Source organism: Streptomyces sp. NBC_01244 (assembly GCF_035987325.1).
Lineage (GTDB): Bacteria > Actinomycetota > Actinomycetes > Streptomycetales > Streptomycetaceae > Streptomyces.
The window spans coordinates 996,609-1,012,017 of the sequence record NZ_CP108488.1 but is presented as its reverse complement, the minus strand read 5'-3'; the positions used below and the strand labels follow the sequence as shown (position 1 = coordinate 1,012,017).

9 protein-coding genes, 1 pseudogene and 1 riboswitch are annotated in these 15,409 nt (G+C 70.3%); of the genes and pseudogenes, 7 read left to right on the top strand and 3 right to left on the bottom strand.

The annotated features are described in order from the left end of the window. Nucleotides 1-68 precede the first annotated feature (68 nt). A riboswitch (cobalamin riboswitch) is annotated at nucleotides 69-291 on the top strand. 163 nt (nucleotides 292-454) lie between these two features. The 3 genes and pseudogenes from metE to OG247_RS04245 all read left to right on the top strand — a co-directional run bounded on the left by metE (nucleotide 455) and on the right by OG247_RS04245 (nucleotide 3,442). Then, on the top strand, nucleotides 455-2,779 hold the full coding sequence (metE, locus tag OG247_RS04250) for a 5-methyltetrahydropteroyltriglutamate--homocysteine S-methyltransferase (RefSeq protein WP_327250917.1): 2,325 nt from the start codon (nucleotides 455-457) through the stop codon (nucleotides 2,777-2,779). Between the two features lie 91 nt (nucleotides 2,780-2,870). Then, a pseudogene (locus OG247_RS44735) lies at nucleotides 2,871-3,077 on the top strand (hypothetical protein); the annotation flags it as partial. Nucleotides 3,078-3,148: 71 nt separating this feature from the next. Next, entirely contained in the window at nucleotides 3,149-3,442 is a 294-nt protein-coding gene (locus OG247_RS04245; protein WP_327250916.1) for a hypothetical protein, read from the top strand. Between the two features lie 93 nt (nucleotides 3,443-3,535). Here the strand turns inward: OG247_RS04245 and OG247_RS04240 are convergent, their stop codons facing one another. From OG247_RS04240 to OG247_RS04230, 3 genes are all read right to left on the bottom strand, one after another. Beyond that, complete coding sequence (locus OG247_RS04240; protein ID WP_327250915.1) at nucleotides 3,536-4,162, bottom strand: hypothetical protein; 627 nt, start codon at nucleotides 4,160-4,162, stop codon at nucleotides 3,536-3,538. 85 nt (nucleotides 4,163-4,247) lie between these two features. Then, the gene (locus OG247_RS04235; RefSeq protein WP_327250914.1) at nucleotides 4,248-6,305 is read right to left on the bottom strand and encodes an RICIN domain-containing protein; all 2,058 of its coding nucleotides are present in this window, start codon (nucleotides 6,303-6,305) and stop codon (nucleotides 4,248-4,250) included. Nucleotides 6,306-7,524: 1,219 nt separating this feature from the next. Further along, on the bottom strand, nucleotides 7,525-8,253 hold the full coding sequence (locus tag OG247_RS04230) for a CAP domain-containing protein (protein ID WP_327250913.1): 729 nt from the start codon (nucleotides 8,251-8,253) through the stop codon (nucleotides 7,525-7,527). 784 nt (nucleotides 8,254-9,037) lie between these two features. Here OG247_RS04230 and OG247_RS04225 point away from each other — a divergent pair. From OG247_RS04225 to OG247_RS04210, 4 genes are all read left to right on the top strand, one after another. Continuing rightward, on the top strand, nucleotides 9,038-10,315 hold the full coding sequence (locus OG247_RS04225) for a lectin (RefSeq protein ID WP_327250912.1): 1,278 nt from the start codon (nucleotides 9,038-9,040) through the stop codon (nucleotides 10,313-10,315). Further along, nucleotides 10,312-11,700: a ricin-type beta-trefoil lectin domain protein gene (locus OG247_RS04220; RefSeq protein WP_327250911.1), complete on the top strand. Its 1,389-nt coding sequence runs from the start codon at nucleotides 10,312-10,314 to the stop codon at nucleotides 11,698-11,700. The genes OG247_RS04225 and OG247_RS04220 overlap by 4 nt, the downstream gene beginning before the upstream one ends. 187 nt (nucleotides 11,701-11,887) lie before the next feature. After that, on the top strand, nucleotides 11,888-14,074 hold the full coding sequence (locus tag OG247_RS04215; protein WP_327257340.1) for an RICIN domain-containing protein: 2,187 nt from the start codon (nucleotides 11,888-11,890) through the stop codon (nucleotides 14,072-14,074). Further along, complete coding sequence (locus OG247_RS04210; RefSeq protein WP_327250910.1) at nucleotides 14,071-15,354, top strand: ThuA domain-containing protein; 1,284 nt, start codon at nucleotides 14,071-14,073, stop codon at nucleotides 15,352-15,354. The genes OG247_RS04215 and OG247_RS04210 overlap by 4 nt, the downstream gene beginning before the upstream one ends. Nucleotides 15,355-15,409: the final 55 nt, after the last annotated feature.

Genomic DNA, 15,409 nt, shown 5'->3' with positions numbered 1-15,409 from the left:
GGATCCGCGTGTCTCATTTCACCGTCCGACAGCTGGACAGCAGGGTTCATCCTCGCGTGCGGCGGCCTAGTGTGTGCCTCGCAGCTGGTTCGCTCCCGTCCGCCAGGCGGGATGCGTCGTAAGAGGGAACCCGGTGGGAATCCGGGACTGCCCCGCAGCGGTGAGTGGGAACGACCGCCGTCATACGCACTGGGACCGGAACCGGTCCTGGGAAGCGACGGCCAGTAGGTGCGGGCCTTCGGGGTCCGCGTGCCCGCGAGTCCGAAGACCTGCCCGTTGCCCGTACGCGGACGATTCCGTGTGCGGAGATCCCGGTGACCTCGTGGGCGGGTCGGCGTACACATCGAGCGGCGCGAGCGGTCATTCCGCTGTGCGAGCCGTTCGTCGTGTCGTTCCTTCGCGTCCGCGTCCCGTTGCCGGGGCGTTCTGGACACATCTCGCGAAGGAGAGTTCCGTGACAGCGAAGCCCGCAGCCGCGGCCGCACGAGCCACCGTGTACGGCTACCCCCGTCAGGGGCAGAACCGTGAACTGAAGAAGGCCATCGAGGGCTTCTGGAAGGGCCGCGTCACCGCTGACGCCCTCCGGGAGACCGCGGCCGAACTGCGCCGCACGAACTGGCGGCAGCTGGCGGAGGCCGGCGTCCACGAGGTACCCACCGGTGACTTCTCGTACTACGACCACGTGCTGGACACCAGCGTCATGCTCGGAGCCGTCCCCGAGCGGCACCGGGAGGCCGTCGCCACCGACCCGCTCGACGGGTACTTCGCGATGGCGCGCGGCACGCAGGACGTGGCCCCGCTGGAGATGACCAAGTGGTTCGACACCAACTACCACCACCTGGTCCCGGAACTCGGCCCGGACACCGTCTTCACCGCGGACCCTTCCAAGCAGGTCGCCGAGGTGAAGGAAGCCCTCGCGCTCGGCCTCGTCGCCCGCCCCGTGCTCGTCGGCCCGATCACCTATCTCCTGCTGGCCAAGCCCGCCCCGGGCGTGGCGGCCGACTTCCAGCCGCTGACCCTTCTGGACCGGGTGCTCCCCGTCTACGCCGAGGTGCTCGCCGCCCTCAAGGCCGCCGGGGCCGAGTGGGTCCAACTCGACGAGCCGGCCCTGGTGCAGGACCGGACCCCGGCGGACCTGAACGCCGTGGCTCGGGCCTACCGCGACCTCGGCGCCCTGACCGACCGGTCAAAGCTGCTCGTCGCCTCGTACTTCGGCCGGCTCGGCGAAGCTCTCCAGGTCCTCGCCGCTGCGCCCGTCGAGGGCCTCGCACTCGACTTCACGGAGGCCGGCAGCGCGAATCTGAAGGACCTCGCGGCGGTCGGGGGTCTGCCCGGCAAGCGCCTGGTGGCCGGCGTCGTCAACGGCCGCAACATCTGGATCAACGACTACCAGAAGTCCCTCACCACCCTGGGCACGCTCCTCGGCCTCGCCGACCGGGTGGACGTGGCCGCCTCCTGCTCCCTGCTGCACGTCCCGATCGACGCCGCCGCCGAGCGGGACATCGACCCGCAGGTCCGCCGCTGGCTCGCCTTCGCCCGCCAGAAGACGCGGGAGATTTCCGTCTTGGCCCGAGGGCTGGCCCAGGGCACGGACTCCATCGCGCCCGAACTCGCCGCCAACCGGGCCGACCTGGCCTCCCGCGCCAACTCCGCGCTCACCCACGACCCGGCCGTCCGCACCCGCACCGCCGCCATCACCGGCACGGACGGCCGCCGCGCCCAGCCCTACGCGGAGCGCGCCGCCGCCCAGCGGGCGCATCTGGGCCTGCCGCTGCTGCCGACCACCACGATCGGGTCCTTCCCGCAGACCGACGAGCTGCGGGTCGCCCGCGCCGACCTGCGGGCCGGCCGGATCGACGTGGCCGGCTACGAGCAGCGGATCAAGGCGGAGATCGGCGAGGTGATCTCCTCCCAGGAGAAGACCGGCATCGACGTCCTGGTCCACGGCGAGCCCGAGCGCAACGACATGGTCCAGTACTTCGCGGAGCAACTGACCGGCTACCTCGCGACGCAGTACGGCTGGGTCCAGTCGTACGGAACCCGCTACGTGCGCCCGCCGGTCCTCGCCGGTGACATCTCGCGCCCTGAGCCGATGACGGTCCGCTGGACCTCGTACGCGCAGTCCCTGACCTCCAAGCCGGTCAAGGGGATGCTGACCGGGCCGGTCACCATGCTCGCCTGGTCCTTCGTACGCGACGACCGGCCCCTCGGCGACACCGCCCGTCAGGTGGCCCTGGCCCTGCGCGACGAGGTCAACGACCTCGAAGCAGCCGGCACTTCGGTGATCCAGGTCGACGAACCTGCCCTGCGCGAGACGCTCCCGCTGCGCGTCGACGACCATGCGGACTACCTGACGTGGGCCACCGAGTCCTTCCGGCTCACCGTCTCCGGGGTCCGGCCGGACACCCAGATCCACACCCACATGTGCTACGCGGAGTTCGGCGACATCGTCCAGGCCATCGACGACCTCGACGCCGACGTCATCAGCCTGGAAGCCGCCCGCTCCCACATGCAGGTCGCGCGCGAACTCGCCGCCCACCACTACCCGCGCGAGGCGGGCCCCGGCATCTGGGACATCCACTCGCCGCGCATCCCCTCCACACGAGAAGCGGCGTCCCTGCTCCGCAGGGGCCTGGACGCCATCCCGGCCGAGCGGCTCTGGGTCAACCCCGACTGCGGTCTGAAGACCCGCGGTTGGACCGAAACCCGCGCCTCCCTGGAGAACCTCGTCGCCGCCGCCCACGAGGTCCGCGCGGACCTGTCCGCCCACAACTCCTGACGCCCCCTGCTCCCCGGCCGACGGCCATCGAGGCCGTCGGTCCGGGAGCGCGAATCAGGGCCGGGCTCCGTACACCGTCGAGGCGGAAGCGTTCGCGGGAGCCCTTGAGGCCGGCCTGGACAGCGTACGGAAACTCGGTACGGCCGACATCATGGAGGTCAACGGCTACATCGCACTCGACGAGGACCTGCGGGGGCAGGCGGTCGAGCGGGCCCGTCGGGGGCTGCCCTCCTCCGTGGCGGCCCGCCAGGCCATCGACAGCTACGCCGCGGTCACCGGCTCGCTCGACGATCCCACCCTCGCGAAACGTGCGGCCGACGTGCGCCAGGTCGGCCGCCGGGTCCTGGCCCACCTGCACGGCGACAGAAGGTGTTCCTCTCCACGGAGGACGAGCAGTCCGTGGCCGCCAAGGCCGACTACGTCATGGACCAGGGCGCCGGTGGCACCATGATCTGGGAGCTCGCGGGCTCGCCGTCGTCCTCCCCGTCCTCGACGCCGGGCACCTGCACCGCGCCGAGCTGGAACGCCGACACCGTCTACCCGGACAAGGGCTTCCAGGTCTCCTGGAAGGGCCGGACCTACACGAACAGGTGGTGGAGCCTGAACGAGGACCCCTCCACCAGCGGCCCGGACGGAGTGTGGACCGACAACGGGCCCTGCTGATCCCACGCGCACGATCCCGGAAGTCCGGCTCGCATCCCGTGGGACGCAGGCCGGAGCCGGGAGCCAGGTGCGGTCGGCACTCCTCTAGACGGTCTAGCCGCGCGCCCGCCTGCGGCGCAGGAGGATGCCGACGGCCGCCCCGGCCAGGGCCGTTGCCGCCACTCCCGCCGTTGTCCACCAGACGGCGGGACCCGTGCCGGGTTCCGCCGGGGACTCGGAGGCCGTCGCAGGTGCCGGAATCGGGGTCTGAGCCTGCGTCCCGGTCGGCGTGGACGGCGTGGACGGCGCGGACGACGGGTCGGCGGGACGCGGATCCGGGGTGCCGGTGGTCGGGGCCGGGTCTACCACCGGTACGCCGACTTCGAGTTCGCCGTGGCCGAGGGCGGGGAAGCCCACGTCCACGCTGACCTTCCAGGCACCGGGCGGCAGGGACTCGACCGTGGTCCAGCCGGCCGGCGTCGCGGCGGGATCGCGCACCAGCCGCCAGGGCCCCAGCGTGCGGGCCCCGTCGGCGCTGACCGCGTTCACGGTGGCGGCGACCGCCTCTTCGACGGCGTCGCCGTCGTTCTCCCAGGTGACCTCCGCGGTGACGTGGCCTTCCCGCTGCCCGGTGACCACCACCTTCACGGTGTCGCCGTGGGCGTGCGCCACGGCCGGGGACAGGAGGATCAGACCGACGGCGGTCAGGGCGGCCTGGAAAGCGATTCGCATGCGCATCATGGCGTGCTCCGGGTGGGGTGAGGGGCCGGCGGACGGCCGCGCGACGCGGCCGTACGCCAGAGGGGACTTCAGAAGGCTGTCGGGGTCAGCCGACCTTCTGCACGGTCCAGACCTGCGGGGCCCGGCCGTCCGCGCGCTGGAGGTCGAGCAGCCAGTTCCCGTAGTAGGGACGGCTGCTCACGGTCAGCGCGAAGCCGCCGCTCGGGTCGGTGACGCTCACCGCGCCACCGCGGGTGGTCAGCTTCCAGCTCTGCGCACCGGCGCGGCCGCAGGGCTGCTGCGCGACCCACATGCCCGCGGCGGGAGTACCGCCCGGCTGCAGGCACTTGCCGGAGACCGCAGAGCGGATGCGGACCAGTCCGCTGCCCGCGTCGTCGAAGTACCACTGCTGCTGCGCGTACCCGTTGGCGCGCGCCCCGACGAGCACGGTGCCGTCGGCGCCGCGCCCGCCCCACACCTCGGCGGCCATGCCGGTGCTGCCGTTCCCGAGCAGGTACCGGGTCCCGGGGGTGGTCGCGCCGCCACCGGTGCCCTTGGTGCGGAAGGACGCGGCCTTGCCGGCTCCGCTGTCCCGGCCGGCGTTGTCGCGGACGGAGACGGCGACCGCGTAGGAGGTGTCGGGCCGGAGGTTGTAGACGCGCAGCACCGGGGACTGGACCCAGCCCAGGTGCTTGCCGTTCAACAGGACCTGGTACCAGGCTGCTCCCTCGACCTTGGGCCAGCTCACGACGGCGGAGTCCGACTGGATCTGGCCGACCGTCACGGCGGGTCCACCCGTGGGCTTCTTGGTCGGGCTGGGCGTCGGCTTCTTGGTCGGCGAGGGGCTCGGGTTCGGACCGGGGTCGGTGCCGCCGCCGCCCTTGTTCTTCATCAGGAACTGGTTGTCGGCGATGTTCCAGTGCGTGGCCAGGTAACTGCCGGCCTTGGGGCTGGTGTGGAAGTAGTCGTCGTGGTTGCAGTCCAGGATGTTCTCGGCGGCCTGGTTGGTGCAGATGTTGCGCATCTGCGGGTAGTACGGGGTGTCCGAATAGCACATGACGTCGAACTCGTCGGTGCAGTGCGCGCCGCGGCTGGTGTTCGGGGCGCTGTTGTTGACCGCGCCCAGGTTGTGGCCGAGTTCGTGCGCCGCGGTGTGGCCGCCCCAGCAGCCGGAGTCCGTACGCCCGTAGGAGGGACCGAAGTTGCTCAGGTTGGCCTGGCCGGGCCGCTCGTCGCCGTTGAAGGTGCCTATGCCGCAGTAGACCTGGGTGTCCGCGAAGATCATGTACTTGCGGTCGCGGCGGTCGAGCCCCTTGCCGGCGAGGGCGGCGTTGGTCGCGCTGAACTCCGCGAGCGCGGAGTCCGGGAGCTCGATGTTGAGCACGGCCGGGGTGCAGTCGGCGGCCGTCACGTAGCGGATGTGCCGGACGCCTCCGGTCTCTTGGGCGCTGGCGGAGTAGATGAGGTCGGCGTCGGCCGCCCATTTGCGGAACGAGGCCACGTACTGGGAGTAGCGGTCACGGCCGGGGCCGTGGACGTACACGACCTGGACGCGGTTGCCCGTGCTGCCGTCTCCGTCGCACTGGACGGTCTGGCCCGCGGGGCCGGCTGCGACGGCGGCGACGGACTGGCCGGCGGCGGAGGGCGCGGGCGCGGCGGACTTGTCGGCCGCGCGGTCGGCGTCGGCCGCGGGCGCGTCCTGAGGACGCCCGCCGCCTTCGCCGACCGCCGGGTCGTCGGCGGCGGGGCGGGCCGGATCGGCCGCCGGTGCCGAGGCCTTGACCGCGGGCGGGATGTCCTTCGTTATGTCGACGCCCTTGGGCGGGGCGTCGGGGCCGTGGGTACACAGACCCGCGCCGGTCCGGTAAACGCCGGCACACCGGTCGCCCTTCGGGGCGGGGGCCAGACCGTCGTAGACCATGCCGCGCGCGGTCTCGTTTGCGGGCGCGGCCGCGAGGGGTTCGGGCTCCTGGTCCCGGGCGGGCGCGGCGGCCGGTGCGGCGGCCTCCGTACCGGCTTGTACGGACACGGCCTGGGCACCATCACCCAGTCCGGAGTAGGCGATGCCGGCGGCGATCACCGCCGCCGAGGCCATGGCGGCGGTGAGGAGCATCAACCGCCGCGGTTTGCGGCGGTGTTCACGCCGTCTGCGTCGTTCTGTCATGGGCACCTCAAGTAAGCGTCGGATGAGTGGGTGCGCGGAAGCCTGCCAGACGAATACGGCGGAGAATTCGGACAAAGAGGGGTGCGGTTCGAGAAATCGTTCCGTTACCTGTCCGTCGGATCTGATGAACACTCAACAAGCAATAAAACAAGGCGAGTTACGCGCGTCAAGCGACATTGGTCCAGGCCTTATCAAGGTCAGTCGTTATCTAATCGAGATAACAAGTGGAGTCCTGTTGACGGGAATTCAGTCAAGGATTCACCTAATTACTACCTGTCGAATTCCCTTGGTCACGACCCGTGAGGAAGGCGCTGCCCGGTCGGCGCGGCGGAGCACGGAGGCGTGCTCCACGGCCCACTGACGGAGCGTCTGGCCCGCGGCGGCCCAGCGGCCGATGCGCGGGGCGGGATGAGCTCGGGCAAGGCGGCTGCCATCCCGCCGCACGGCAGGCGGGCGCCACGACCGCCGGTAGAGGTGTGGCTCCATGCGCGCATACCCATCGAGCCGCGCGCCCTGTGCCGTACGTCCGGCGGAGACGGCGGAACCAACGGAGACGGCGGAACCAACGGAGGCGGCGGAACCAACGGAGGGGGCGGGGCCGCCCGCCCGGAAGCACGGTCGAAGTGGACGAAGCCGCCCGTAGGAGGGGGCCGGCCGGGCGTGTCGGCAGCATGGCGTTGAGGGCGTGCCGCTCAGCTTGCGGGCACCGCTTCGGCGGATGCGGCGGCGCCACCGAGCAGGACTGCCGGGGGAGAGGGCTGGGCTACAGGGTGGGGCACCGCCGGCTTTGGCGAGGTGCTCACAGACCCCGGCACTGGACGGAGCCTGCGCGCCCACCTGATGGGCGCGCAGGCCTCCGTACCCATCCAGCCCCTCGTCCTGGCGGCGGCACCGGGCATCGACGCCGTCACCCTCGGACAGTCCTCGGGTACTGGAGCCATCCCGCGCTCACAGAGGTCGTGGAGAACGCACTCCTCGACCTCGGCTGTGACCCGGTGCCGGGAGAGTGTGCCTGCCGGTCGACAGTCCCGGCCACCCCGCCGGAGGCCGCGGAGCGCGACCCGCCGGGTCGGCGGCCCGGGCACGTGGCAAGGTGGCCGAATCGGTGGGGCGCCCGGCCTGGTCCGCTTCGGATACACGATGATGGCCGGACCATCGCCCTTCCTGGCTGGAGGCCCTCCGGCTGCCGCTGCTCGATGCCCGGCGATCCGCGATCGGATCAGCGGGTGGCGCCGAAGTCCTGTGTCCAGTACTGGCCGGGCTGCGCGAGGCCGATGCCGATCTCCTTGACGTTGCAGTCGAGGATGTTCCGCTTGTGGCCCGGGCTGTTCATCCAGCCCTCCATGACCTGGGCGGCGGTGGGGTAGCCGTACGCGACGTTCTCGGCGTACGTGCGCCACTGGTAGCCGGCCCGGGTGATCCGCTGGCCCGGGTCGGATCCGTCGGAGCCGGTGTGGGACATGTTGGAGTGGGCGGCCATGTCCTCACTGTGGTCCTGCGCGGCCTTCGTGAGCTTCTCGTTCACGGTGAGTACGGGGCACCCGACCGCGGCGCGCTCCTTGTTGACGAGCGCGAGGACCTCGGCCACGGCACCGGAGGGTGCCGCGGAGTCCGAGGGTTCGGGGGCTCCAGTCGGCTCGGCGGGCGGCTCCACCGGCTGCTGCGCCTCGGTCTGCGCGGGAGGCGCGTACTCGGCGGGCTGCTGGACGGGCGACTGCTCGACGATCACGGCGGGGGCGTCGGCCTGAACCGGGGCCTCCACGGGCTGCTGCACACCAGGGTCGCCGTGCCAGGGACGGCTGTCCCGCTCGGACACGACGGACCGCATCGGGCCGGTTCCCTGTGGGTCGAGGCAGGCACTAGCCGCGGTCGGTACGGCCACGAGGGCCAGTGCTCCGACAGCGACGGCTATTTTCCTGCGGTGCGTCTTCTTACGGTGCTTCTTCATGCGGGACCTCACTCGGTGATCGCGAAGCTCCCGGCGCCGGACCGCGAAGGCGCCGGAGGAATCGCCATTCTTAGAAGCCCTCCAGCGGCCTGGCAAGCCGCTGCCGCTCGGGCGCGCGGGGTGTTCGGGGCCGGGCTTGAAACGGCCGGAAGATCGTGCATCTCCGCGGCGCGGCCACGGCGGCGCCCACCTGGCCTGCCGCCAGAACCCAGCCCTGTCGGCCCTGTTGGAGCCGAGGGAAAGGGAGCGTCGAATTCCGTTTCCGGCGGAGTGAGGCATGTCAATCTCAAACAGGGACATGCGGTGAAATGTCCCAAGGCAATGGATCTCCACGGAGGGCCGCAGGGTGACATGCGGGCCGTGATGCATGTCACGGCCCGAAGGGGGAACCGGACGCCGTTCCCGTCGATCCGCGACGCTCGTCGAGCAGGCCGCCGGGGTTGCCCGGCGGCGCGCGACCGGGAGGGCCCTCGGGCCCGCCGAGTCGCGGACGGGCGAGTGCTTGCCTACGGGCCGGGCGAAGCCCCGGCGTCCCGAAGGCCCGCACGCTATCTGATCTTGAGGCCACGCCGAGACGGCCGCGTTCATGAATGTGGTCCATACCAAGCCCTTGACAGGGTTTTCGTTCACTACTTAAATCATTTTGTGATGGAAGGGTCCCCCGGGCTCGACTCCTCGCTCCCCATCCCTGTCGGTGCGACAACCGTGCGGGCCCCCACGCCCGGCGTTGTCATATGCATGCCATGGGGCGATATATCCGCCATGCTCCCTGGAAGGGAGAGTCATGCACCCCCCACACTTATCCCGACGCCTGCTGCTGTCTCTGGTCTCGGTCCTCACCCTCGCGTCGCTGTCCACCGGACTTGCGCAGGGTGCGCCCGCGCCGGCGCAGGCGCCGCGGACACCCGCGACTGCGGCCGCAGCAGCCGCTGTCACCTTCTCCGACGAATTCGACGGACCGGCGGGCTCCGCCGTGGACGGCGGGAAGTGGCAGATCGAGACGGGCGACAACGTCAACAACCACGAGCGGCAGTACTACACAGCGGGCAACCGCAACGCCGCCCTCGACGGCCAGGGCCACCTGGCCATCACCGCTCGCCGTGAGAACCCGGCCAACTACCAGTGTTGGTACGGAAGATGTGAGTACACCTCCGCACGGCTGAACACAGCCGACAAGTTCACGATGACGTACGGCCGCGTCGAGGCCCGGATGAAGATCCCGCGCGGACAGGGCATGTGGCCCGCGTTCTGGATGCTCGGCAGCGACATCGGCCAGGTCGGCTGGCCCAACTCCGGTGAGATCGACGTCATGGAGAACGTGGGCTTCGAACCGTCCACTGTCCACGGCACCCTGCACGGTCCCGGGTACTCCGGCGCCGGTGGAATCGGCGCCGGGTACGCCCTGCCCGGTGGGCAGGCGTTCGCCGACGCCTTCCACACCTTCGCCGTCGACTGGAGCCCCAACGCGATCACCTGGTCCGTCGACGGCACGGTCTACCAGCGCCGCACCCCCGCCGATCTCGGCGGAAAGCAATGGGTCTTCGACAAGCCCTTCTTCCTCATTCTCAACCTCGCGGTCGGCGGCTACTGGCCCGGAGACCCGGGCGGCAGCACGGTCTTCCCCCAGCAGCTCCTGGTCGACTACGTACGAGTCAGCACCGACAGCGCCCAGCCGGGCGGCGGCGGTCCCATCACCGGAACCGGCGGCAAGTGCGTGGACGTCGCGGCCGCCGGTACCGCCAACGGCACCCCCGTACAGCTCTACGACTGCAACGGCAGCGCCGCCCAGCGCTGGAGCGTGGGAACCGACGGCACCATCCGCGCACTCGGCAAGTGCCTGGACGTGGCCTCGGGAGGTACGGCCGACGGTACGCCGGTCCAGTTGTGGGAGTGCAACGGCAGCGCCGCCCAGCGGTGGGCGGTTCCCGCCGCTCAGGACATCGTCAACCCGCAGGCGAACAAGTGCCTGGACGCCTCGGGCGGCAGCTCGGCCAACGGCACCCGACTGCAGATATGGACCTGCACCGGGGCCGCCCATCAGAAGTGGACGGTGACCCGATGACCACGAGACTCCTGCGCAGGCCCACCGTGCGCGGTGTGCTGGGCACGGCGGCGGCGGCCGCCCTCGTCACCGGCCTGAGCGGCAATCCCGCGATCGGCGCGGCAGCGGCGACCGGCCGGATCACCGGCCTCGGCGGCAAGTGCGTCGACGTCGCCGGGGCGAGCGGCGCCAACGGAACCGCCGTACAGCTCTACGACTGCAACGGCACCACCGCACAGCAGTGGAACGTCGTCGGCGACGGCACGATCCGCGCGCTCGGCAAGTGCCTGGACGTGGCATCGGGCGGCGCCGCCGACGGAACCCGGATCCAGCTGTGGGACTGCAACGGCAGCGCCGCCCAGCAGTGGTCGGCCACCGCCGCCCGCGACATCGTCAACCCGCAGGCAGACAAGTGTCTGGACGCGACGGGCAACAGTCCGGCCAACGGCACCCGGCTGCAGATCTGGAGCTGCACCGGCGCCGCCAACCAGAAGTGGACGGCGCCGGGCGGCGGCGACACTCCGCCACCCGGGCCGGGGGCCATGGCCGTGGCGCCCTACCTGTACAACGGCTGGGGGAGCCCGCCGACCCCCACCACCGTGACGAACGCGACCGGCGTCAAGTGGTTCACGCTCGCCTTCGTCCTCAGCAACGGCTACTGCAACCCGCAGTGGGACGGTAGCCGACCGCTGACCGGAGGCGTCGATCAGCAGACGGTCAACACCGTGCGGACGAACGGCGGCGACGTCATCCCTTCCTTCGGCGGCTGGAGCGGCAACAAGCTGGAAAGCTCCTGCGGCAGCGCGGGCGAGCTTGCCGCGGCGTACCAGAAGGTCATCAACGCGTACGGGCTGAAGGCCATCGACATCGACATCGAGGCGGCGGCGTACGACAGCCCGACCGTCCAGCAGCGCACGGTCGACGCGCTGAAGACCGTCAAGGCCAACAACCCCGGCATCAAGCTGTACGTCACCTTCGGCACCGGGCAGAACGGCCCCGACAGCAGCCTGATCGGCAGGGCCGCCGCGTCAGGGCTGACCGTGGACAGTTGGACGATCATGCCGTTCAATTTCGGCGGCGCCGGCCAGAACATGGGCCGGCTCACCGTCCGTGCGGCCGAGGGCCTCAAGAACGCGGTCAAGAACGCCTACGGGTACTCGGACGACCTCGCCTACCGCCACACCGGCATCTCTTCGATGAACGGCATCACCGACAACGGCGAGACGGTGACCGTCGACGACTTCCGCACCATCCTCGGCTACGCCCAGCAGCGTCACCTCGCGCGGCTGACCTTCTGGTCGGTCAATCGTGACCGGCCCTGCACCGGCGGCGGAGCCGACACCTGCTCGGGCGTCGCCCAGCAGCCGTGGGACTTCACCCGCGTCTTCGCCCAGTACAACGGCTGACCCTTACAACGGCTGACCCTCCCGTCCCAGCCCACCCCCAACCCCCACCCCAACCCCCACCCCCACCCCCCACTCACGCCGTACAGCCGGCACAGGAGAGAACGTGCTCAGCTCCCCCCGCACGCCCCGAGCGGTTCGCCATGGCGCAAGCCGGGCCCGCGTCACACGGCCCTGGGTCGCGGCCTTCGTGGTCGCCGCCTCGGCCGCTTCGGTCCTCACCGCCCTTCATCCCAGCCAGGCCGCCACCCCACGGGCCGCCACCCCGAACGCCTCCGCGAAGGCGGCCGCCGATCTGCCGACGGGCTGGTCCACAGTCGTCAATGCCGGCAGCGGCAAGTGCCTGGACGCGCGGTCCGCCGCGACCGCGAACGGCACGGCGGTGCAGCAGTACTCCTGCAACAACAGCACCGCGCAGCAGTGGAGCTTCACGCCGACCAGCGACGGCTTCGTGCGGATCGGCAACCGCAACGCGAGCACCCAGGTCGTCGACGTGAGCGACACCTCCTCGGCCGACAACGCCGCCGTGCACCTCTGGGCGTACGGCGGGGGCAACAACCAGCAGTGGCAGGCCGTCGACGAGGGCGGCGGCGCGTACCACTTCGTCAGCCGCCACAGCGGCAAGTGCCTGGACGTCCCGGCGGCCTCGACGGCCGACAGCGTCCAGCTGGTGCAGTACACCTGCAACGGCACGGCGGCCCAGCGCTTCCAGGTGGCGCCCGTGAACACCGCGCCCGGGGATGTCGACCTCGGCCCGAACGTGGTCGTCTTCGACCCGTCCATGCCGTCGTCCACCATCCAGAGCCGGCTGAACTCCATCTTCCAGCAGCAGGAGACCAACCAGTTCGGCTCCCAGCGCTACGCCGTGATGTTCAAGCCGGGTACGTACGCCAACGATGTCAACGTCGGCTTCTACACCCAGGTCCTCGGCCTCGGCCAGTCGCCCGACTCGGTGACGATCAACGGCGCCGTGCACGTGGAGGCGGACTGGTTCCCGCCGCAGAACGCCACCCAGAACTTCTGGCGCGGTGCGGAGAACCTGTCGGTGAACCCGACCGGCGGCACCGACCGGTGGGCGGTCTCGCAGGCGTCCGGGTACCGGCGCATGCACGTCCGCGGCAACCTCGAGCTGAGCGACGGCGGCTGGTCCAGCGGCGGATTCATGGCCGACAGCAAGATCGACGGCCAGGTCCGGTCCGGCACCCAGCAGCAGTGGCTGACCCGCAACTCCCAGCTCGGCAGCTGGACCGGTTCCAACTGGAACATGGTGTTCGTCGGCAGCCAGGGCGTGCCGGGCAACACCTTCCCCAATCCGCCGTACACCACGGTGAACCAGACGCCGACGGTCCGGGAGAAGCCCTTCCTGTACGTGGACGGCGCGGGCGCGTACAAGGTGTTCGTACCGTCCCTGCGAACCAACTCCACGGCCACCAGCTGGGCGAACGGGAACGCGGCGGGCAGCTCGCTCGGCATGGAGCAGTTCTACATCGTCAAGTCCGGAGCAACGGCCGCACAGATCAACGCCGCACTGGCCGAGGGCAAGAACCTGCTGGTCACCCCCGGGGTCTACCACCTCAGCCAGACGTTGAAGGTGACCCGCCCCGACACCGTCGTCCTCGGTCTCGGCCTCGCCACTTTCATTCCTGACAACGGTGTCACCGCCATGACGGTCGCCGATGTCGACGGCGTGAAGGTCGCAGGTGTCCTCTTCGACGCCGGAACCACCAACTCCCAGACGCTGATGGAGATCGGCCCGGCCGGCGCTGCCGCGAACCACGCGGCGAACCCCACCTCCCTGCACGACGTCTACTTCCGGGTCGGGGGCGCCGCGGTCGGCAGGGCGACGACGAGCCTGGTGGTCAACAGTGATCACGTCATCGGCGACCACATGTGGATCTGGCGCGGCGACCACGGCAGCGGCATCGGCTGGAACAGCAATACGGCGGACACGGGTCTCGTCGTCAACGGCGACAACGTGACCATGTACGGCCTGTTCGTCGAGCACTACCAGAAGCACCAGACCATCTGGAACGGCAACGGCGGGCGGACGTACTTCTACCAGAACGAGATGCCGTACGACCCGCCGAACCAGGCCGCCTGGATGAACGGCTCCACCCAGGGCTACTCGGCGTACAAGGTCGCGAACTCGGTCACCAGCCACCAGGCCTACGGGCTCGGCAGCTACTGCTACTTCAACGTCAACCCGAGCGTGACCGCCGAGCGTGCCTTCGAGGCCCCCAACAACCCGAACGTGCGCTTCCAGAACATGGTGACCGTCTCGCTCGGCGGCACCGGGACCATCCGGCACGTCATCAACGATCGGGGCGGACCCTCCAACGCGTCCACCAACGTGGCCAACCTGGTGAGCCACCCGTGAGGCGGCTCGCAGCACGGCTGCTGATCCTGTTGGCCTTGGCACTGGGGCTGACCGCCCCGGCCCACGCCGGACTCAAGGCTTCCGCCGCACCCCAGGCCCCGGCCTTCAAGGTGATCGCCTTCTACAACGGCACCTGGGACGCCGCGCACATCGACTTCGTCAAGGAAGCCAACGAGTGGTTCCCGCGGACCGCCGCGCAGAACAACTTCACCTATACGCCGACCACGAACTGGGAACTGTTGGCGAACGGAGGGGTGAACGACTACCAGGTCGTCCTGTTCCTGGATGACGCACCCAAGACGGACGCCCAGCGGTCCGGCTTCGAGCGGTACGTGAGGGCCGGCGGCGGTTGGTTGGGCTTCCACTCCTCGGCGTTCACCACCAACGCCGGCTCATGGCCCTGGTACTACAACGGGTTCCTCGGCAGCGGGAACTTCAGGACCAACACCTGGGGGCCGACCACGGCGGTGCTGCGCACGGAGGACCGGACGCACACCTCGACCACCGGGCTGCCCGCGACGTTCACCTCGGCGGTCAGCGAGTGGTACGGCTGGTCGAACGACCTGCGCGCCAACGCGAACATCAAGGTCCTGGCATCGGTCGACCCGACGAGCTTCCCCCTGGGCACGGACCCGAACCAGTCCTGGTACAGCGGCTACTACCCGATACTCTGGACCAACACCCAGTACAAGATGCTGTACGCCAACTTCGGACACAACGCCATGGACTACGGCTCCAACACCCGGCTGTCCTCGACCTTCGCGAGCCCCACACAGAACCGCTTCCTGATCGACGGGCTCAAGTGGCTCGGCGGAGTGGCCGGCAGTCCCGCGCCGACCGACCCGATCTCGCAGACCGCGTGGTACTCACTGGCCGACAGCGCGAACGGCGCCTGCGTCGACGCGCGAGCGGCGGCCACGGCCAACGGCACGGCGATCCAGCAGTACACCTGCAACGGGACCACGGCCCAGCAGTTCCAGTTCCGCCCCACCGACGGCGGATACACCCGGATCGCGATCCGGGGCAATCCGCAGCAGGTCGTCGACGTCACAGGGGTCTCCACCGCCGACAACGCGCCGCTGCAGCTGTGGTCCTACGGCGGTGGCGGAAACCAGCAATGGCTGCCGGTACGGGAAGCCCCGGGCCGCTACCACTTCACCACGCGGCACAGCGGCAAGTGCCTGAGCACCACAGGTGGTGCGGCGAACGGCGTGCAACTGGTGCAGCGCGCCTGCGACAACTCCGTCGCCCAGAGCTTCCACCTGACCGCTCACCCCTGAGGCTCGGCCCCTCTTATATCCACGTTCGGAAGAACAGCCTGTACCGCCCGGGTCG